The 21,408-nt window shown below is 62.6% G+C and carries 7 protein-coding genes and 2 pseudogenes; 5 read left to right on the top strand and 4 right to left on the bottom strand.

The annotated features are described in order from the left end of the window. Positions 1-2 precede the first annotated feature (2 nt). Positions 3-873: pseudogene (locus HT737_RS26715) on the bottom strand (SDR family oxidoreductase). A 12-nt stretch (positions 874-885) separates the two neighbouring features. Continuing rightward, a complete protein-coding gene (locus HT737_RS26710; RefSeq protein ID WP_131671629.1) occupies positions 886-2,676 on the bottom strand; it encodes an acyclic terpene utilization AtuA family protein in 1,791 nt (596 codons plus the stop codon). Positions 2,677-2,859: 183 nt separating this feature from the next. Between HT737_RS26710 and HT737_RS26705 the strand changes: the two genes are divergently transcribed. From HT737_RS26705 to HT737_RS26695, 3 genes are all read left to right on the top strand, one after another. Further along, on the top strand, positions 2,860-3,495 hold the full coding sequence (locus HT737_RS26705) for a TetR/AcrR family transcriptional regulator (RefSeq protein ID WP_047295384.1): 636 nt from the start codon (positions 2,860-2,862) through the stop codon (positions 3,493-3,495). Positions 3,496-3,575: 80 nt separating this feature from the next. Then, on the top strand, positions 3,576-4,373 hold the full coding sequence (locus tag HT737_RS26700; protein WP_095668683.1) for an ABC transporter substrate-binding protein: 798 nt from the start codon (positions 3,576-3,578) through the stop codon (positions 4,371-4,373). 84 nt (positions 4,374-4,457) lie between these two features. Next, positions 4,458-5,471 (top strand): GNAT family N-acetyltransferase, encoded by a 1,014-nt coding sequence (locus tag HT737_RS26695; protein ID WP_182404335.1) that lies wholly within the window; start codon positions 4,458-4,460, stop codon positions 5,469-5,471. A 96-nt stretch (positions 5,472-5,567) separates the two neighbouring features. On the opposite strand, the gene HT737_RS26690 is transcribed toward HT737_RS26695, so the two are convergent. Next, entirely contained in the window at positions 5,568-6,122 is a 555-nt protein-coding gene (locus HT737_RS26690; protein ID WP_027613402.1) for an RNA polymerase factor sigma-70, read from the bottom strand. 369 nt (positions 6,123-6,491) lie between these two features. Between HT737_RS26690 and HT737_RS26685 the strand changes: the two are divergent. Both HT737_RS26685 and HT737_RS26680 read left to right on the top strand, forming a co-directional pair. Further along, a pseudogene (locus tag HT737_RS26685) lies at positions 6,492-19,492 on the top strand (non-ribosomal peptide synthetase). 228 nt (positions 19,493-19,720) lie between these two features. After that, positions 19,721-20,533: an alpha/beta fold hydrolase gene (locus tag HT737_RS26680; RefSeq protein WP_182404334.1), complete on the top strand. Its 813-nt coding sequence runs from the start codon at positions 19,721-19,723 to the stop codon at positions 20,531-20,533. Between the two features lie 82 nt (positions 20,534-20,615). On the opposite strand, the gene dsbG is transcribed toward HT737_RS26680, so the two are convergent. Next, the gene (gene dsbG / locus HT737_RS26675) at positions 20,616-21,386 is read right to left on the bottom strand and encodes a thiol:disulfide interchange protein DsbG (RefSeq protein ID WP_095668687.1); all 771 of its coding nucleotides are present in this window, start codon (positions 21,384-21,386) and stop codon (positions 20,616-20,618) included. Positions 21,387-21,408: the final 22 nt, after the last annotated feature.

Genomic DNA, 21,408 nt, shown 5'->3' with positions numbered 1-21,408 from the left:
ACTTACTCCTTGTCCTTGAGGACGTCGGGCAGGTACGCCCGATGGAACCCGTTGAACGACTCGCTGTGGCTCGCCTTGTGCAGCGGCCATGCACGGCTGCCGAGGCTGGCCGCACCATCGATTTTCAAGGTGCTGCCGCTGATGAACGCCGCCGCCGGACTGAGCAAAAAAAACAATCGCCGCACTGACTTCCGATTCGGTGCCGATGCGCTTGAGCGGTACGTGTTCGCGCAAGGTCGGGATCACCGCTTTGAACGCGCCCTCATAAGTGTCCATGCCGCTGGACGCGATCCACCCCGGCGCCACCGCATTGACCCGCACCCCGGCGTAACCCCACTCGAATGCGGCGGTCTTGGTGAAGTTGTCCATCCCCGAACGTGCCGCGCCGGAATGGCCCATGCCGGGCATGCCGCCCCACATGTCGGCGAGCATGTTGACGATGCTGCCGCCGTGTTTGCTCATCGACTGGTTGAACACTTCCCGGGCCATCAGGAAGCCGCCGACCAGATTGGTGCGCAGCACGGTTTCAAAGCCTTTCTGATTGATCGAGGCCAGTGGCGACGGGTATTGACCGCCGGCATTGTTGACCAGGCCGTGGATCGGCCCGTGCTCGGCGATCAACTCAGTGACCAGTTGTTTTACCGCGTCTTCGTCACGGATGTCGCAGGCGTGCCAGTGCGCGCGGCCACCGTCTTCGGCGATTTCGGCGGCGACTTTTTGCAGTTTTTCCGGCTTGCGCCCGACCAGCAGCACCCTGGCGCCGAGCGCTGCCAGTTCATGGGCGGTGCAACGGCCGATGCCACTGCCGCCACCGGTGACGATGAGGGTCTGGCCGCTGAACAGATCGGCTTTGAAAATCGATGCGTAAGCCATGAAGCCCAACCTCTAGTCGAGTTGTTCGGCGATGCTCTGCGGCACCGGGATCTGGATTTCCAGCAACTGCTGGGCGAAGGCCTTGCCCTGTGGATCGATGCGCAGACTTGCCACGCCACCGCCACCGAGGGCGTTTTCCAGCAGGAAATTCAGGCTGTGGGTGCCGGGCAGGTACCAGCGTTCGACCCGGCCATGGATCGGGTCGAGCACGTGGCGCATCCAGTCGACGATGACCGCCGGCGTCAGCGCTTCGGCGATCCACGGCAGGTATTCCGGCCGACGCGGCAAGACGCCGATGTTGCTGTGGTTGCCCTTGTCGCCGGAGCGCGCCACTGCCAGTTTGACCAACGCCACGCTGGCGTCGGCGCGGCCCTGGGGTTTGGGTGGCTGTTCGGGAGTTGGCAGAGCGTGGCTGTCGAGTGGTGTTTGCGCGGGCAGGGCGCAGGGGTATTGCTCACCGGCCATGTCGATTTGCAGGGTGCAGGCGTTTTTGTCGATCAGGAACGAGAACAGGCGGATCAGCGGATAGACCGTCGGCCGCCCGCCGACGATGCCGGTCAGTCCCGGCGCCATGCCGGTCGCGGCCTGGGCGATTTCCCGGGAGAACAGGATCAGCGCCGGTTTCAGTGGATGGCGCACCGCGAGTTTGATCACCACCTCGCGGCTGTCACGGCGCTGACCGTGAGGGCCGTAAGTGGCTTCACTGCCGAGCAGTTCGATGTTGACTTCGCTGTAGGGCGGCCAGCCGCGCTGGCTGAACATTTCCGAGGTTTTGTCGATGATCGCCTGGCTCACGCGACGGGCCTTGTCCACCGCATCGATGCCGGCGATCAGGCAACTGGCGGTGCAGCGAAAGCCGTCCGGGTAAGTGGCGCTGACCTTGTATTTATCGCTGGGTGGCAAGCCTTTGGCACCGTGCACATGCACGGTGTTTTTGCCCTGTTGCTGCAGTTTCACTTGAGTGAAATCGCAGACTACGTCTGGCAACAGATACGCCTGTGGATCACCGATTTCATAGAGCATCTGCTCGCCAACCGTCAGTGGCGTCACTAACCCGCCGGAGCCCTCGGGTTTGCTGACGATGAACTGGCCGTCGGCGCTGACGTCGACGATGGGAAAACCGATGTGTTCGTAATCCGGCACATCGCGCCAGTCGGTAAAATTGCCCCCGGTACATTGTGCGCCGCATTCGATGATGTGCCCGGCCAGCGCCGCCTGAGCGAGTTTGTCGTAGTCGTGCCACGCCCAGCCGAACTCATGCACCAGCGCCGCGCTGACCACCGCGCTGTCGACCACGCGCCCGGTGATGACGATGTCGGCGCCCAGGCGCAGGGCTTCGACGATGCCCGGCGCGCCGAGGTAGGCGTTGGTCGATACGCACATCGGCGGCAGCGGCGCGCCGTTGAACATTTCGTGGATGCCTTGAGTGGCGAGTTGCTTGAATTGCGGCTGCAGGTCGTCGCCGAGCAGCACGGCGATTTTCAGACTGACCCCGGCCTTGTCGCAGGCTGCCTGCAGGGCGGCGGCACAAGCTTTCGGATTGATCCCGCCCGCGTTGCTGATCACGCGAATCTTCTGCTCGACCAGTTGCGGCAACAGCGGCGCGAGCACTTCGACAAAATCCCCGGCGAACCCGGCCTGTGGGTCCTTCATGCGGGCGCCGGCCATGATCGACATCGTGATCTCGGCCAGGTAATCGAACACCAGATAATCCAGGCGCCCGCCTGCCACGAGCTGGGCAGCGGCGGTGCTGGTGTCACCCCAGAATGCGCTGGCGCATCCGATGCGAACGGTCGTGGGCATGGTGATCTCCGACTCAGGAACCTGCGACAGAAGTGTCTGGAGGCTACCAAGCAAGCGCTTGGTTTGTAAACAGCTGAAATATCTTCTGCCCAAGCGCTTGCTTGGTTGCCGCCTGCGGCTTAAATTGCGCGCAACCCTGCGTGTTCAGGGGGCAACAGACTGATCGACTGTAGGAGAGAACGGGTGGACGAGCAAAAAGCCCTGAGGGTCATGCGCGAACTGGTCGACCAAGGCCAACTGACCGACCCTGACAGCGCACGCGGCAAACTGCTGCAAGTGGCCGCCCACCTGTTCCGCAACAAAGGCTATGAACGCACCACCGTGCGCGATCTGGCCGGGGCGGTGGGGATTCAGTCCGGGAGCATTTTTCATCACTTCAAAAGCAAGGATGAAATCCTTCGTGCGGTGATGGAGGAGACCATCGTCTACAACACCGCGTTGATGCGCGCCGCGCTGGCCGAAGCCGCCAATGTACGCGAGCGAGTGCTGGCGCTGATTCGTTGCGAGTTGCAGTCGATCATGGGCGGCAGCGGCGAAGCAATGGCGGTGCTGGTCTACGAGTGGCGTTCGTTGTCCGAGGAGGGGCAGGCCCGGGTGCTGGCCCTGCGTGATGTCTATGAAGAGATCTGGTTGCAAGTGCTGGGCGAAGCCAAGGAGGCCGGGTTTATCCGTGGCGATGTTTTCATTACCCGACGTTTCCTCACCGGTGCACTGTCCTGGACCACCACCTGGTTCCGCGCTGGCGGCAGCCTGAGCCTTGATCAGTTGGCCGATGAAGCGCTGATTCTGGTGCTCGAAGAGCGCCAGTCCACTTTCTAACAGGCCGGGAAACTGGCTAACTGGGCGAAACCGCCTAGCTTGAATGCATTGATTGCCATTTTTTCGGGGAGTGGGGTGTTTTGAAGTCTTCGCCAATTCGGACGACCGCAGGGCTTTTGCTCGTAGCGCTGGCGGTATTTTGGGTGCTACCCGCACAGGCAGCGCAACTGGTTCGGGTGGGCGCGGCGCATTTTCCGCCTTACACCGTGCGTCCGGAAAGTGGTGCCGACACTGGCCTGCTGCCGCAACTGGTCGAGGCGCTCAATGCACTGCAGGCGGACTATCAGTTCGTACTGGTACCGACTTCGATTCCTCGGCGCTTCGGTGATTTCAAGCAGGGCCGGATCGACATGGCGATCTTCGAGAACCCCGATTGGGGCTGGAAGGAGATTCCTCATACCGACGTCGATATGGGCCTGGAAGATGCCGAGATTTTCGTCGCGCAACGTGAAGACGGTCGCCAGCAGAACTATTTCGCCGACCTCAAGGGCAAACGTCTGGCGCTGTACAGCGGTTATCACTATGAGTTCGCCAACTTCAACGCCGATCCCAAATACCTCGCCGATGCCTTCAACGCGACGCTGACCTATTCCCACGACAGCAACCTGCTGATGGTGCTGCGCGGGCGCGCCGACATCGCTCTGGTCACGCGCTCGTACCTGTTCGATTATCTGCTGCGCAACGAGAAAGTGCGTGACGAATTGCTGGTGTCGCAACGCATCGATCAGGTCTACCACCATTACGCCATTCTGCGTCCGACGGCACCGATCACTGGCGAGGCGTTCGGCAAGTTGCTGCAGGGTTTGCGCGACAATGGCCAGATGCTGAAGATCTTCGATCCTTACAAGATTGCCGTGGTGCCGGTGGCTCATCGCTGACCGATTTTCATCCGGGCGGCTAAATTTCTCCTCTCGGCTCACGTCCCATCGTTGAACTGTCGACGATTATCGTGAGCCCGACCCATGTCCAATCTGAATGACCTGACTGCCCTGGCCCTGCCTTCGGGCAGCCAACTGGTAGCCGATGCCACTGAAAGCCGTCTGAGCCTGAGCCTGGACGGGCAACCGCTGATTCGCCTGCGCCTGGATCGCCTGGGCAAAGGCCCGATCCAGCTCGACGAGCGTTACGCACTGCCCGTGGGGCAGGCGCTGTGGGCGGCCTGTTACTGGTTGTTCGCACGCGATCCGGACTGTCAGCAACTGCTCTGGCAACTCGATCAACCACCCACTGAAGCGTTGCTCAGCGGTTTGCTGGTCAGCACCGAAGTGGCTGGTGAATACCGCTGCGAACGCACCCTGTTCTGGCAGTTGCCGCAACCCTGGCTGGGCACGTCGCTGACCGGCAGCTACCCGCAACAAATGGTGATCAGTCACGGCAAGCGCCATCCGCTGCGCCCGGCGAAGCCGCGCGGTGAGGTCTATCGGCGTTTCGATGCGCGTCTCGGTGCGTGGATTTCCCTGCGTACGCTGGAGATCGAGCAGGATCTGGCGCGTTTCAATCGCTGGCAGAACAGCCCGCGAGTCGCCAGTTTCTGGCAGGAGGAGGGCAGCCTCGAGCAGCATCGCGAATACCTGAGCAAGCTCGACGCCGATCCGCACACCCTGACGCTGATCGGCTGTTTCGACGATCAACCGTTTGCCTATTTCGAGGCCTACTGGGCCAAGGAAGACCGTATCGCGCCGTTCTACGACGCCGACAATTACGACCGTGGCATTCACATGCTGGTGGGAGAGGAAAACCACCGTGGCCCGCACAAGGTCGCGAGCTGGTTGTCGGCGCTGGTGCACTACCTGTTTCTGGATGATCCGCGGACCCAGCACGTGGTCGCCGAACCGCGTGCCGATAACGCGAAGATGATCGGCCACATGCACAACCAGTGCTTCCACTGCGAGAAGGAGTTCGACTTTCCGCACAAGCGCGCGGCCTTGATGATTCTGGGGCGTGAGCGGTTTTTTGATCGGTGCAAGCTGGCGTAAAAGCAAAAGATCGCAGCTTCGGCAGCTCCTGCATGAAAGGTATTCCTCTGTAGGAACTGCTGAAGGCTGCGATCTTTTTTCTGCGATGAACCGGGCTTAGCGCCGACCCATCGAGGCCGCATCCCCACGGCTGCCCGACACCTTGCGGCAGTGCACCAGTGCATCGCGAATCATGAAGTTGACCAGGGTCGGCGAGACGCCGAGTTCCTTGGCGATGTCCTTTTGCGGCACGCCGTGCAGGCGGTACATCTCGAAGGCGTAACGGGTGCGGCTGGGCAGTTCGGTCAGCGCGTCGGCGATGTGCTCCAGGGTCGAGAAATTGATGTGCGAGGTTTCCGGCGAAGCGCCCTGAATGACCACGTTCAACCCTTCCTCTTCGGGGCCCGAGTACTTTTGTTCCAGCGCCTGTTTGCGGTAGTGATCGATGGCGAGGTTGCGCACGATCTGGAACAGGTAACTCAATTGCGCCTTGATCGACGAGGTGATCGGCGGCGCCGATTGCAAGCGGAAGAACGCATCCTGCACAACGTCTTCGGCGCGCGAACGGCAGCCGGTAATGCGCGCTGCGATCTTCACCAGAATCAGTCGATTGTCGACGAAGGCCTGAAGTAGCGGTGAATCGCACCTGCTTGTGGATACTTGTTCCGTCATGGAAATCACCTTGCTGCCAATAGGTTAGTGGGACGCCGGGGGACGAGGCCGTCCTACACATCGAGCGACAAATTATGTTGAATGATAATGATTGTCAATTGAGAAAGAGAACTAATGCTCCGTAAAGGTGCGAATCGAGAACTGCGACACACCGCCACACCCCGGCCCCCGTTGGCGATCCTGCCCGCTGACTAATTATTTGCAGACGCCATCCGTTCTCATTGGTGAATGGCTTCGGGGGTACAGCCCCGGCCAGACAGCATTCCCCAAGCCTTGCGCGGTCGGCACAGACCACGCCCTGCACGCCCACGACTGGCGTGACGCAGCAACCCGATTCCACTAGCAAGCCGAATTCAGGCAGGAAACCTCATGACCGACGCGTTCGAACTCCCCAGCACTCTGGTCCAAGCCCTCCAGCGCCGTGCGGCACACACGCCGGAGCGCCTGGCCCTGCGCTTTCTCGCCGAAACCGAGGAGCAGGGCGTGGTGCTCAGTTACCGCGAACTGGATCAACGCGCGCGCACCATTGCTGCCGCATTGCAGGCCCAGGCTGAGTTCGGTGATCGCGCGGTGCTGCTGTTCCCCAGCGGCGCGGATTACGTCGCGGCGTTTTTCGGTTGCCTGTACGCCGGGGTGATCGCGGTGCCGGCTTATCCGCCGGAGTCCGCCCGTCGTCATCATCAGGAACGCCTGCTGTCGATCATTGCCGATGCCGAACCGCGTTTGCTGCTGACCAGCGCCGACCTGCGCGATGCCTTGCAACACATCGAAGGGGCGCCGCCGTTGCTGTGCGTCGATACGCTTGACAACACGCTGGCCGAGAACTGGATTGAGCCGACCCTGCCGCAGGACCACATCGCCTTCCTGCAATACACCTCCGGCTCCACCGCGTTGCCCAAAGGCGTGCAGGTCAGCCACGGCAATCTGGTGGCCAACGAGCTGCTGATTCGCCACGGTTTCGGCATCGACGTGAACCCCGACGACGTGATCGTCAGCTGGCTGCCGCTATACCACGACATGGGCCTGATCGGCGGATTACTGCAGCCGATTTTCAGCGGCGTGCCGTGCATCCTGATGTCGCCGGCGTACTTCCTCGGTCGCCCGTTGCGCTGGCTTGAAGCGATCAGCCAATACGGCGGCACCATCAGCGGCGGGCCGGATTTCGCCTATCGTTTGTGCAGCGAGCGGGTCAGCGAATCGGCACTGGAACGACTCGACCTGAGCCGCTGGCGCGTGGCCTATTCCGGTTCCGAACCGATCCGTCTCGACACCCTCGAGCGCTTCGCCGAGAAGTTCACCCCGTGCGGCTTCAGCGAAGACAGCTTCATGGCGTCGTATGGTTTGGCCGAAGCGACCCTGTTCGTTGCCGGCACACCGCGTGGCACCGGTATTCCTGCGTTACGCGTGGACGATCAAGCGCTGGCGCAAAATCGTGCCGAGCCGGGCGACGGCAGCGCGATCATGAGTTGTGGCATCAGCCAGCCTGATCACGCGGTGCTGATTGCCGACCCGGTCACGCTCAAAGAACGAGCTGACAACTTCGTCGGTGAAGTCTGGGCCGCCGGGCCGAGCATCGCTCACGGCTACTGGCGCAACCCCGAGGCCAGCGCCAGGACCTTCGTCCAGCACGCCGGTCGCACCTGGCTACGCACTGGCGATCTGGGCTTCATCCGCGACGGTGAGCTGTTCATCACCGGGCGCCTGAAAGACATGCTGATCGTGCGCGGTCACAACCTTTATCCGCAGGACATCGAGCAAACCGTCGAGCGTGAAGTGGAAGTGGTGCGCAAAGGTCGCGTCGCGGCATTCGCGGTCACTCAGGACGGTGAAGAAGGCATTGGCATCGCGGCGGAAATCAGCCGCAGCGTGCAAAAAACCCTGCCGCCCGAAGCGCTGATCAAAGCCATTCGCCAAGCGGTGGCCGAGGCCTGTCAGGAAGCGCCGAGCGTGGTGGTGCTGCTCAACCCGGGCGCGCTGCCGAAGACGTCCAGCGGCAAGCTGCAACGCTCGGCGTGCCGCACGCGTCTGGCCGATGGCAGCCTCGACAGCTACGCGACGTTCCCGCCGGCCAGCGCTGAAACCCGCGAGTCGACCGCGTCCACCTCCGAGCTGGAAGCCTTGATCGGCAAGCTCTGGGCTGAGCAACTCAATCTCAAACAGGTCAACGCCGACGACCACTTTTTCCTGCTCGGCGGCAACTCGATTGCAGCAACTCAAGTGATCGCCAAGGTGCGCGAAGAACTGGGCCTGGAGCTGAACCTGCGTCTGTTGTTCGAGGCGCCGACCCTGTCCGCGTTCGCCGCTGCCGTGGCGCAACAGCAACAGGACGGCGGCAGCGCCCAAGGCGCAATCACCCCGTTGTCGCGCAACGAAGCACTGCCGCAATCGCTGGCGCAAAACCGTCTGTGGATCACCTGGCAACTCGACCCGCACAGCAGCGCCTACAACATTCCCCGGCGCCCTGCGTCTGCGTGGCGAGCTGGACGAGGACGCGGTGCGCGCCAGCTTCCAGCAATTGATCGAACGCCACGAATCGCTGCGCACGCGCTTCTTCGAACGCGACGGTGTGGCGCTGCAACAAGTCGATGCCGCCCCTGAATTCAATCTGCAACTGATTGACCTCAGCGACTTGCCAGTGCACGAGCGTGAAGCCCGCGCGCAACAGATCCGCGAAGACGAAGCGCGCACTCAATTCGATCTCGAAAAAGGCCCGCTGCTGTGGGTGACGCTGGTGCGCCTCGACGACGAAGATCACCAGTTGCTGGTGACGTTGCACCACATCATCGCCGACGGCTGGTCGCTGAACGTGCTGATCGACGAATTCTCACGCCTGTACGCTGCGGCCTCGCAAGGTCAGCGCGCCGAACTCGCGCCGCTGCCCACCCACTACGCCGACTACGGCAGCTGGCAGCGCCAATGGCTGGCGCAAGGCGAGGCCGAGCGGCAACTGGCGTACTGGAAAGCCCAATTGGGCAACGACCATCCGGTGCTGGAACTGGCCACCGATCGCCCGCGCTCGGCCAGACAATTGCACAGCGCCGCGCGCCACAGCGTGCGCCTCGGTGTCAGCCTCAGCGATGCGATCAAGCAGACTGCGCAGGCGCATCAATCGACGCCATTCATGCTGTTGCTCTCGGCGTTCCAGAGCCTGTTGCACCGCTACAGCGGTCAACGCGATATCCGCATCGGCATCCCCAATGCCAACCGCCCGCGCCTGGAAACCCAAGGCCTGATCGGCTTCTTCATCAACACCCAGGTACTGCGTGCCGAGGTTGATTCGCGGCAGTCGTTTGTCGAGTTGCTGGCGCAGACCCGCGAGGCTGCACTGGGTGCGCAGGCCCATCAGGATCTGCCGTTCGAACAACTGCTCGAAGCGTTCCCGCAGGCTCGCGAACAGGGACTGTTTCAGGTCATGTTCAACCACCAGCAACGCGACCTGAGTGCGCTCAAGCGTCTGCCGGGTCTGCTCGCCGAAGAGCTGCCGTGGCACAGCCGCGAAGCCAAGTTCGACCTGCAACTGCACAGCGAAGAAGATCGCAACGGACGCCTGACCTTGTCCTTCGACTACGCCGATGAACTGTTCGACGCGGCGACCATCGAGCGTCTGGCCGAACACTTCAGCAACCTGCTGCGCAGTGTGTGCGAACACCCGCAACAGGCGATCGGCGACCTGCAACTGCTGACGCCGTGCGAGCACGAACAGCAACAAGCGTGGAGCATCGCCCCCTGCACGCCGGCGCAACACTGGCTGCCGGAACTGCTCAACGAACAGGCGCGGCAGACCCCGGAACGCACCGCTTTGGTGTGGGACGGCGGCAGTCTCGACTTCGCCGAATTGCACGCCCGGGCCAACCGTCTCGCGCACTATCTGCGCGACAAAGGTGTGGGCCCGGATGTGTGCGTGGCAATCGCTGCCGAGCGTTCGCCGCAACTGCTGATCGGCCTGCTGGCGATCATCAAGGCCGGTGGCGCTTACGTGCCGCTGGATCCGGATTATCCGGCCGAACGTCTGGCCTATATGCTCAGCGACAGCGGCGTCGAACTGCTGCTGACCCAGACTGCTCTGCTCGAGCGTCTACCGGCCAGTGACGGTGTCAGCGTGATCGCCATGGACGCATTGCACCTGGAAAACTGGCCGAGCCAGGCCCCGGGCCTGCACCTGCATGGCGACAACCTCGCCTATGTGATTTACACCTCCGGCTCCACCGGCCAGCCGAAAGGCGTGGGCAACACTCACGCGGCGCTGGCCGAACGTCTGCAATGGATGCAGAACACCTATCGCCTGAACGACAGCGACGTGCTGATGCAAAAGGCGCCGATCAGTTTCGACGTGTCGGTGTGGGAATGCTTCTGGCCGCTGATCACTGGTGCGCGCCTGCTGATCGCCGCCCCCGGTGAACACCGCGATCCGCATCGTATCGCGCAGCTTGTTCAAGAATATGGTGTGACCACGCTGCACTTTTGTGCCGCCGCTGCTTTCGCTGTTCATCGACGAACCGCTGAGCGCCGAATGCACCAGCCTGCGCCGGGTGTTCTCCGGCGGCGAAGCGCTGCCTGCGGAACTGCGCAACCGCGTGCTGGCGCAACTGCCGGCGGTGCAATTGCACAACCGTTACGGCCCGACCGAAACCGCGATCAACGTCACTCACTGGCACTGCACCACGGCCGATGGCGAGCGCTCGCCGATTGGCCGGCCGCTGGGCAACGTGATCTGTCGCGTGCTCGACGCCGATCTCAATCCTGTGCCGGCCGGTGTAGCGGGTGAACTGTGCATCAGCGGCATCGGTCTGGCCCGTGGTTACCTCGGTCGTCCGGCGCTGACGGCCGAGCGCTTTGTGATCGATCCACTGGGCGAGCAGGGCGCACGTCTGTATCGCACCGGTGACCGTGCACGCTGGACTGCTGATGGCGTGATCGAATACCTCGGCCGTCTCGATCAGCAGGTCAAACTGCGTGGTTTCCGCGTCGAGCCGGAAGAAATCGAAGCGCGCCTGCTGGCTCAAAACGGCGTCGCCCAGGCCGTGGTGCTGGTGCGCGAAACCGTGGCCGGCGCGCAACTGATCGGCTACTTCACCGCTGTCGATGCGAGCGAAGATCAGCACGTGCAGATCGCCCGCCTGAAAACCGCGTTGGCCGCCGAACTACCGGAATACATGGTCCCGGCGCAACTGCTGCGTCTGGACGCAATGCCCCTGAGCCCGAGCGGCAAGCTCGACCGTCGCGCCTTGCCTGAGCCGCAGTGGCAAGTGCGTGAACACGTCGAACCGGTCACTGAGCTGGAGCAACAGATCGCCGCGATCTGGCGTGAAGTGCTGGGTCTGCCACGGATCGGTCTGCGCGACGATTTCTTCGCCCTCGGCGGGCACTCGTTGCTGGCCACACAAATCATCTCGCGCAGTCGTCAGGCCTGTGACGTCGAGTTGCCGCTGCGCGCCTTGTTCGAACACAGCGAACTCGGTGATTTCGCCGAACAGATCCGCCTGATCCAGGCCAGCGGCCAGACCAACCAACAGCCGCCGATTGCCAAAGTCGACCGCCGCCAAGCGGTGCCGCTGTCCTATTCGCAACAACGCATGTGGTTCCTCTGGCAGATGGAGCCGGACAGCCCGGCGTACAACGTCGGCGGCATGGCGCGCCTGCGCGGCGTGTTGCACGTCGAGCATTTCGAGGCGGCGTTGCAGGCGTTGATCCTGCGCCACGAAACCCTGCGCACCACGTTCCCGAGTGTCGATGGCGTGGCGCGTCAGCAGGTGCATGCCGAGACCGGCGTGCGCATGGGCTGGCAGGATTTCTCGAAATTGCCGGCTGACCAGCGCGAACAGAAAGTCCAGCAATTGGCCGACGAAGAAGCGCATCTGCCGTTCGACCTGGAAAGCGGCCCGCTGCTGCGCGCCTGCCTGGTCAAGACCGCCGAGCACGAGCATTACTTTGTCCTGACCCTGCACCACATCGTCACTGAAGGCTGGGCGATGGACATTTTTGCCCGCGAACTCAGCGCGCTGTACGAAGCCTTTGTCGATGAGCGCGATTCGCCGCTTGAACCGTTGCCGGTGCAATACCTCGATTACAGCGTGTGGCAGCGCAACTGGCTGGAGTCCGGTGAGCGTCAGCGCCAGCTCGACTACTGGACCGCGCAACTCGGTCGCGAACATCCGTTGCTGGAACTGCCCGGCGACCGTCCGCGTCCGCCGGTGCAAAGCCATCAGGGCGAGTTGTTCCGTTTTGATCTCAGTGATGACCTCGCCGCCCGCGTCCGTGCGTTCAATGCGCAAAACGGTCTGACCCTGTTCATGACCATGACCGCTGCGCTCGCCACCTTGCTCTACCGCTACAGCGGCCAGACCGACCTGCGCATCGGCGCACCGGTGGCCAACCGGATCCGCCCGGAAAGCGAAGGGCTGATCGGCGCATTCCTCAACACTCAGGTGCTGCGTTGCCAGCTCGACGGGCAGATGTCGGTGGGTGAGTTGTTCGAGCAAGTGCGCCACACCGTGATCGAAGGCCAGTCGCATCAGGACCTGCCGTTCGATCATCTGGTCGAAGCGCTGCAACCGCCACGCAGTGCGGCGTACAACCCGTTGTTCCAAGTGATGTGCAACGTGCAGCGCTGGGAATTCCAGCAGAGCCGGATGCTCGCCGGGATGACTGTCGAATACCTGGCCAATGATGCGCGGGCGACCAAGTTCGACCTCAATCTTGAAGTCACCGACCTTGATCATCGCCTCGGTTGCTGCCTGACCTACAGCACCGACCTGTTCGACGAACCGACCATCGCGCGCATGGCCCGGCATTGGCGCAATCTGCTGGAAGCGCTGATCGCCGATCCGCAACAGCGTCTGAGCCAGTTGCCGCTGCTCGACCCGGCTGAGCAGCAACACCTGCTCGACAGCCTCGGTGTCGAACCGGGCGAACGGCGTCTCGATCAATGCATCCATCACCTGTTCGCCGAGCAGGCGCTGGCGCGCAAAGACGCCCCGGCGCTGACGTTCGCCGGGCAGACGTTGAGCTACGCTGAACTCGATGCCCGCGCCAATCGTCTGGCCTGGGCCCTGCGCGAGCGTGGGGTCGGTCCGCAGGTGCGGGTCGGTCTGGCGCTGGAGCGCTCGCTGGAAATGGTCGTCGGCCTGCTGGCGATTCTCAAGGCCGGTGGCGCTTATGTGCCGCTGGACCCGGAATACCCGCTCGACCGTCTGCGCTATATGATCGAGGACAGCCGTGTCGGTCTGTTGCTCAGCGACCGGGCGATGTTCAACGCCCTTGGCGATTTGCCGTCGAGCGTGGCGCGCTGGTGCCTGGAGGATGACAGCGCGGCGCTGGCGGATTACCCGGCCAGCGAGCTGCCATTCATCAGCCTGCCGCAGCATCAGGCCTATCTGATTTACACCTCGGGTTCGACCGGCCAGCCGAAAGGCGTGGTGGTGTCGCACGGTGAAATCGCCATGCATTGCCAGGCGGTGATCGAGCGTTTCGGCATGCGTCCGGACGACTGCGAACTGCACTTCTATTCAATCAACTTCGACGCCGCTACCGAGCGTCTGCTGGTGCCGCTGCTCAGCGGCGCGCACGTGGTGCTGCGGGCGCAAGGGCAGTGGGACGCGGAAGAAATCTGCAACTTGATCCGCACCCACCGGATCAAAGTGCTTGGCTTCACCCCGAGCTACGGCAGTCAGCTGGCGCAGTTCCTCGCCACGCAGAAGGAAATTCTGCCGGTGCGGATGATCATCACCGGCGGTGAGGCGCTGACCGGCGAACACCTGCAACGGATTCGCGCTGCGTTCAAGCCGACTCTGTTCTTCAATGCCTATGGCCCGACCGAAACGGTGGTCATGCCACTCGCCAGTCTGGCACCGGAAGTGCTGGGAGAGGGTGCCGGCAGCGTGCCGATCGGCAGCGTGATCGGTGACCGCGTGGCGTACATTCTCGACGCCGATCTGGCGTTGGTCCCGCAAGGCGCGACCGGTGAATTGTTCGTCGGCGGCGCCGGTTTGGCCCAGGGCTATCACGACCGTCCGGGCATCAGCGCCGAGCGTTTCGTGGCTGACCCGTTTGCCGCCGATGGCGGTCGCATGTACCGCACCGGCGATCTGGTGCGCCAGCGTGCCGACGGGCTGGTGGAATATCTGGGGCGGATTGACCATCAGGTGAAAATCCGTGGTTTCCGCATCGAGCTGGGCGAGATCGAAACCCGGCTGCTCGATCACGCTTCGATCCGCGAAGCGGTAGTGCTGGCGCTGGATGCGCCGAGCGGCAAGCAACTGGTGGGCTACCTCGTCACCGATGTCGCCGAACAAAGTGAAACCCACCAGGCCGAACTGCGTGAAGCACTGAAGTCGCACCTCAAGGCGCAATTGCCGGACTACATGGTGCCGACGCACCTGATCCTGCTGGCGAGCATGCCGCTGACCGCCAATGGCAAACTCGACCGTCGCGCCTTGCCGGCGCCGGATCCCGAGCTGAATCGTCAGCACTATGTCGCCCCGAGCAATGAGCTGGAGCAAACCCTGGCACAGATCTGGTGCGAGGTGCTCAACGTCAAACAGGTCGGTCTCAACGACAACTTCTTTGAGCTCGGTGGCGACTCGATCCTGTCGATTCAAGCGGTCAGCCGGGCGCGGCAGCAAGGCATTCATTTCAGCCCGCGGGATCTGTTCCAGCATCAGACGGTGCAGACCCTGGCCGCCGTCGCCAGCCGCAGTGAGCAAGTCACTGCCGAGCAGGGACTGGTGCTCGGTGAGTCGGCCATGACGCCGATTCAGCACTGGTTCTTCGACACTGAAGTCCCCGAGCGTCAGCACTGGAACCAGGCGCTGCTGCTGGAGCCGAGCGTGGCACTGGAACCGCATCGTCTGGAGCAAGCGCTGCTAGCGGTGATCGAGCAGCACGACGCTTTGCGTCTGCGTTTCACCCAGGTCAACGATCAATGGCAGGTCACGCATCAACCGGTGTCCGACGCCGAGGTGTTGTGGCAGGTGCGGGTGGCGGCGATGGACAAGTGCGCAGCCTTGTTTGCCGATGCCCAGCGCAGTCTCGATCTGCAAAATGGCCCGCTGCTGCGCGCCTTGCTGGTGGACGGGCCCGAAGGTCAGCAACGCCTGTTCATTGCGATCCATCACCTGGTGGTCGACGGTGTCTCGTGGCGCGTGCTGCTTGACGATCTGCAAACTGTGTATCGCCAGCTCGACGCCGAACAGTCAGTACAACTGCCGGCGAAAACCAGTGCCTTCAAGGATTGGGCCGCACGTTTGCAGGCCTATGCCGGCAGCGAATCGTTGCGTGAAGAATTGAACTGGTGGCAAACCCAACTGGCCGGCCCGAACGCCGAGCTGCCGTGCGAAAACCCGCAGGGCGGACAGCAGAATCATCACGCGCAAACCGTCAGCGTACGCCTGGATGCCGAGCGTACCCGACAATTGCTGCAGCAGACGCCGCGCGCCTACCGCACGCAAGTCAACGATCTGCTGCTGACCGCGCTGGCCCGCGTGCTGTGCCGCTGGAGCGGGCAGCCGTCGGCATTGATTCAACTGGAAGGCCACGGCCGCGAAACCCTGTTCGACGAGATCGACCTGACCCGCACCGTCGGTTGGTTCACCAGCGCCTATCCAGTGCGCCTGACTCCGCACAACATCGAAGAAGCGGCCGGGCAGGGCGCTTCGATCAAGGCGATCAAGGAGCAACTGCGCGCGGTGCCGCACAAAGGCCTCGGTTATGGCGTGCTGCGTTATCTGGCCGATGACCTCAGCCAGCGCAGCATGGCGGCGCTGCCGAACGCACCGGTGACCTTCAACTACCTCGGCCAGTTCGACCAGAGTTTCGCCAGCGATGCGCTGTTCCGTCCGCTGGATGAGCCGGTCGGTGCAGCCCACGATCCGCAGGCGCCGCTGCCCAACGAGCTGAGCATCGACAGTCAGGTGTATGGCGGTGAACTGTTGCTGCGCTGGACCTTCAGTGCCGAGCGTTATGACGCGCAGACCATCAATGACCTGGCCGACGCTTACCTCGGCGAGCTGCAAAGCCTGATCGAACATTGCCTGCAGGAGGAGGCCGGCGGCCTGACACCGTCGGACTTCCCGCTGGCGAAACTGACCCAGGCGCAACTCGATGCCCTGCCAGTGCCAGCGGCGCACATCGAAGATGTCTACCCGCTGACGCCGATGCAGGAAGGCATGTTGCTGCACACCTTGCTCGAACCGGGCACCGGTCTGTACTACATGCAGGATCGCTACCGCATCAACAGTGAGCTTGATCCCGAGCGTTTCGCCCAGGCCTGGCAAGCGGTGGTCGCTCGTCACGAAGCGCTGCGTGCTTCGTTCTGCTGGAACGTCGGCGAGGACATGTTGCAAGTGATCCACACCCCGGGGCGCACGCCGATCGAGTACCTGGACTGGTGTGACATTGCCGAGGACGAGCAAGAACCGAAGCTGCAAGCGCTGCTCAAAAGCGAGCGCGAGGCCGGGTTCGATCTGCTCAATCAGGCACCGTTCCACCTGCGCCTGATCAAGGTTGGCGCGGCGCGCTACTGGTTCATGATGAGCAACCACCACATCCTCATCGATGCCTGGTGCCGCTCGCTGCTGATGAATGATTTCTTCGAGATCTACACCGCCCTCGGTGAAGGTCGCGAAGCACAATTGTCGGTGCCGCCGCGTTACCGCGACTACATCGGCTGGCTGCAACGCCAGAGCCTGGTCGAGGCACGTCAGTGGTGGCAGCAGAACCTGCAAGGTTTCGAACGCACCACGCCGATCCCGAGCGACCGGCCGTTCCTGCGCGAACACGCAGGCGAAAGCGGCGGCATGCTTGTTGGTGACTGCTATACCCGTCTCAACGTTGAAGATGGCGTCCGTCTGCGCGAGCTGGCCCAGACCTATCAACTGACCATCAACACCTTCGCCCAGGCGGCATGGGCCTTGGTGCTGCGCCGCCTGAGCGGTGATCGCGACGTGCTGTTCGGCGTGACCGTGGCCGGGCGCCCGGTGGAGTTGCCGGAGATGCAACGCACCGTCGGCCTGTTCATCAACAGCATTGCGCTGCGAGTGCAGATCCCGGCGGACGACCAACGCGCCAGTGTGCGTCAGTGGTTGAGCGGACTGCTCGACAGCAACATGCAGCTGCGCGAGTACGAATACCTGCCGCTGGTGAACATTCAGGAACAGAGCGAACTGCCGAAAGGCCAGCCGCTGTTCGACAGCCTGTTCGTGTTCGAGAACGCCCCGGTGGAAGTCTCGGTGCTGGACCGTGCACTGAGCCTCAACGCGACGTCGGACTCCGGTCGGACCCACACCAACTTCCCGCTGACGGCGGTGTGCTACCCGGGCGATGACCTCGGTCTGCACCTGTCTTACGACCAGCGTTACTTCGACGAGTCGACCATCGAACGCATGCTCGGCGAGTTCAAGCGTCTGTTGCTGGCACTGGTCGATGGTTTCCATGGCGACATGGCCGAACTGCCGCTGCTGGGTGCCGAGGAACAGGACTTCCTGCTGCACGGCTGCAATCAGAGCGCGCACGACTATCCACTGGAGCACAGCTACGTGGCGCTGTTCGAAGCGCAGGTCGCGCAACATCCGCAACGCATTGCCGCCAGTTGCCTCGATCAGCAACTGAGCTATGCCGAGCTGAACCAGAACGCCAACCGCCTCGGCCATGCACTGATCGCGGCCGGAGTGCAGATGGATCAACCGGTGGCGCTGCTGAGCGAGCGCAATCTGGATCTGCTGGGGATGATCATCGGCAGCTTCAAGGCCGGTGCCGGTTACCTGCCGCTGGATCCGGGCCTGCCGAGCCAGCGTCTGCAGCGGATCATCGAGCTGAGCCGCACGCCCGTGCTGGTGTGCAGCGACGCCTGCCGCGAACAGGCGCAGACCTTGCTCGATGAATTCAGCTGCGCCAATCGACCACGGCTGTTGGTCTGGGAAGACGTGCAGGCGCTGGCGACATCACTGCACAACCCGGGGATCTACAGTGGCCCGGACAACCTGGCCTACGTGATCTACACCTCGGGTTCGACCGGGTTGCCGAAAGGCGTGATGGTCGAGCAGCGCGGCATGCTCAACAACCAGTTGAGCAAGGTGCCGTACCTGCAACTGACGGATGCCGACGTGATCGCGCAGACCGCTTCTCAAAGCTTCGATATTTCGGTCTGGCAGTTCCTCGCCGCGCCGCTGTTCGGGGCGCGGGTGGACATCGTGCCGAACAGCATCGCCCACGATCCGCAGGGTCTGCTGGTGCATGTGCAGGCGCAGGGCATTACCGTGCTGGAGAGCGTGCCGTCGTTGATTCAGGGCATGCTCGCCTCGGAGCGCCTGAGCCTCGACGGTCTGCGCTGGATGCTGCCCACCGGTGAAGCGATGCCGCCGGAACTGGCGCATCAGTGGCTGCTGCGTTATCCGGACATCGGTCTGGTCAATGCTTACGGCCCGGCGGAATGCTCCGATGACGTGGCGTTCTTCCGCGTCGACCTGGCCTCGACTCGCGGCAGCTATTTGCCGATCGGTACGCCGACCGACAACAACTTGCTGTACCTGGTCGATGGCGCGCTGGAACTGGTGCCGCTGGGCGCGGTGGGTGAGTTGTGCGTGGCCGGGACCGGTGTCGGTCGCGGTTATGTCAGCGATCCGCTGCGCACCGCGCCGGTGTTTGTGCCGAACCCGTTCGGCGCGCCCGGCGAGCGTCTGTATCGCACCGGTGACCTCGCGCGGCGGCGCAGTGACGGGGTGCTGGAGTACGTCGGCCGGGTTGACCATCAGGTGAAGATTCGCGGTTACCGTATCGAACTGGGCGAGATCGAGGCACGTCTGCACGAACAACCGGAAGTCCGCGATGCAGCGGTCGGCGTGCAGGAAGGCGTGAATGGCAAGCACTTGGTCGGCTATCTGGTCGCGGCGGATTCGGCGCTTAACCCGAGCGAACGTCTGGAGCGGATCAAGCAGCGCCTGCGCAGCGAATTGCCGGAGTACATGGTGCCGCTGCACTGGTTGTGGCTCGATCAGCTGCCGCACAACGCCAACGGCAAACTCGACCGCAAGGCCTTGCCGGCGCTGGAGATCGGCCAGTTGCAAAGCCAGCATTACCTGGCCCCGCGCAACGAGCTGGAGCAGACCTTGGCCGATATCTGGGGCGAAGTGCTCAAGGTCGACAAGGTCGGGGTGCGCGACAACTTCTTCGAGCTGGGCGGTCATTCATTGCTGGCCACACAGATCGCCTCGCGTGTGCAGAAAACCCTGCAACGCGATGTGCCGCTGCGGGCGATGTTCGAGTGCAGCACGGTGCAGGCGTTGGCCGAGTACATCGAAGGCCTGGCGGCGAGTGACATGACCGAGGACAAGGTGGATCGGTTGAATGATCTGATGGCGGAGCTGGAAGGCTTGTAATCTTCAGCGCCTGTTCCGGCCCCATCGCTGGCAAGCCAGCTCCCACACGTTTCATGGTGAGCACATAATTTGTGTACACATTCGATCACTGTGGGAGCTGGCTTGCCAGCGATGGCGTCAGTGCATTCAACACCGATAAACCGGCATATTCACGTACATATCCAGGGTTGACGATCAACAACCGGCAGCTCAGTCTGCCGGTTCTCTTTTTCATCGCGGGGGTGGTCGATGCCTTTCTTCACGGTTGACGGACAAGCGCTGCACTACATTGATCAAGGCACCGGCCCGGCCGTGTTGCTGGCGGGCAGTTATCTATGGGACACGGCCATGTGGGCGCCGCAGATCGCTGCACTGTCACCGCACTACCGGGTGATTGCGCTGGATTTGTGGGGCCACGGTGAGTCAGGGCGTTTACCTTCAGGCACTACGTCGCTGGATGACATCGCGCGGCAAATCGAGGCCTTGCTCGATCACCTGGGTATCGACCGGGTCACGTTGATCGGACTGTCTGTCGGCGGTATGTGGGGCGTACGTCTGGCCTTGTCGGCAGCGCAGCGGCTCAATGGCCTGGTGCTGATGGATACGTACGTTGGCGTGGAGCCGGAACCCACCCGCCAGTACTACTTTTCGCTGTTCAAACAGATCGAGGACAGCGGCGAGATCTCCGAACCATTGCTCGACATCGTGGTACCGATCTTCTTCCGCCCGGGCATTGATCCGCAGTCGGCGCTGTATCAGGACTTTCGCGCGAAACTGGCGGCGTACACTGCGGACCGCCTGCGCGAAAGCATCGTGCCCATGGGGCGTATCACTTTCAGTCGGGATGACCTGCTACCGCGTCTGAGCGAATTGAATGCCGCGACCACGCTGGTGCTGTGCGGCGATCAGGACAAACCGCGACCGCCGTCAGAGGCCAAGGAGATGGCGCAGCTGATTGGTTGCCCGTGTGTGCTGGTGCCGGAGGCGGGGCATATCTCCAGTCTGGAGAATCCCGAATTTGTCACCGAGGCGTTGCTCGGCTTTTTGGCTGAGCGTCATTGAAAATGATCGCAGCCTGCGGCAGCTCCTACAGAAAACGCGTTCCCATGTAGGAGCTGCGCAGGCTGCGATCTTTTGATCTGGCTTATTTAGGCCCCAGAATCTTCGCCAGTTTGTCCGGCGAAGGCGCGCCTTGCTGCTGTTGCAGCTCACCCTTGTCGTCCATGTAGAAGATGGCCGGCGTCGCCTGCAACTCCAGGTCTTCCATCAACTGCATGTTGGCGGCCAGTTTGGTCTGCACCGCTTTTGGAATGTCTTTCAAGGGCTTGAGGGTGCTGGCCTTGCCGGCCTTCTCATGGTCTTCCAGGGCTTTGGCCGGATCTTTCGCGGCCAGCAGCGCAGCGGATTTGGCCGGGCTGTCTTCGCGGATGATCCCGACCATGATGTGCCGCAGCTGCACCTTGCCGGCCTTGACCCATGGCCGCGCCTGTTCCCAGAACATGTTGCAGTACGGGCAGTTCGGATCGCTGAACAGGTACACGGTACGCGGCGCATCCTTGTTGCCGTCCTGAATCCAGTTGCTCGCTTCGAACTTGCCCCAGATTTCCTTGGCCATCGGCGCGTAGACCAGTTTTTGCAACGGTTCGCTGCTCAAGTCCTTGCCGTCGGCGTCGTACAGATTGCCGAGCAACACATGCTGGCCGTCCGGCGTCAGGTACAGCGCCATGCCACGGTTCTGGTACTGCGCCGCATAGCCGCGCAAGCCGTCCGGGGCGTCGAACTGGCCGACGATTTTTGCGCCCTTGGCTTCGATCTGCTTGATCGCGGCGGGCAATTCTTCGGCAGCCTGCACCGACGGCAGGTGCAGCAGGGCAGTGCCCAGGGTCAGCGTCAGCAGGTGGCGGAGGCGGGGCATGGCAGTTTCCTTGCAGAGGTGG

It is taken from the genome of Pseudomonas sp. MD195_PC81_125 (assembly GCF_014060985.1).
Classification (GTDB): Bacteria; Pseudomonadota; Gammaproteobacteria; order Pseudomonadales; family Pseudomonadaceae; genus Aquipseudomonas; species Aquipseudomonas parakoreensis.
This window is presented reverse-complemented; position numbering and strand designations above follow the sequence as displayed.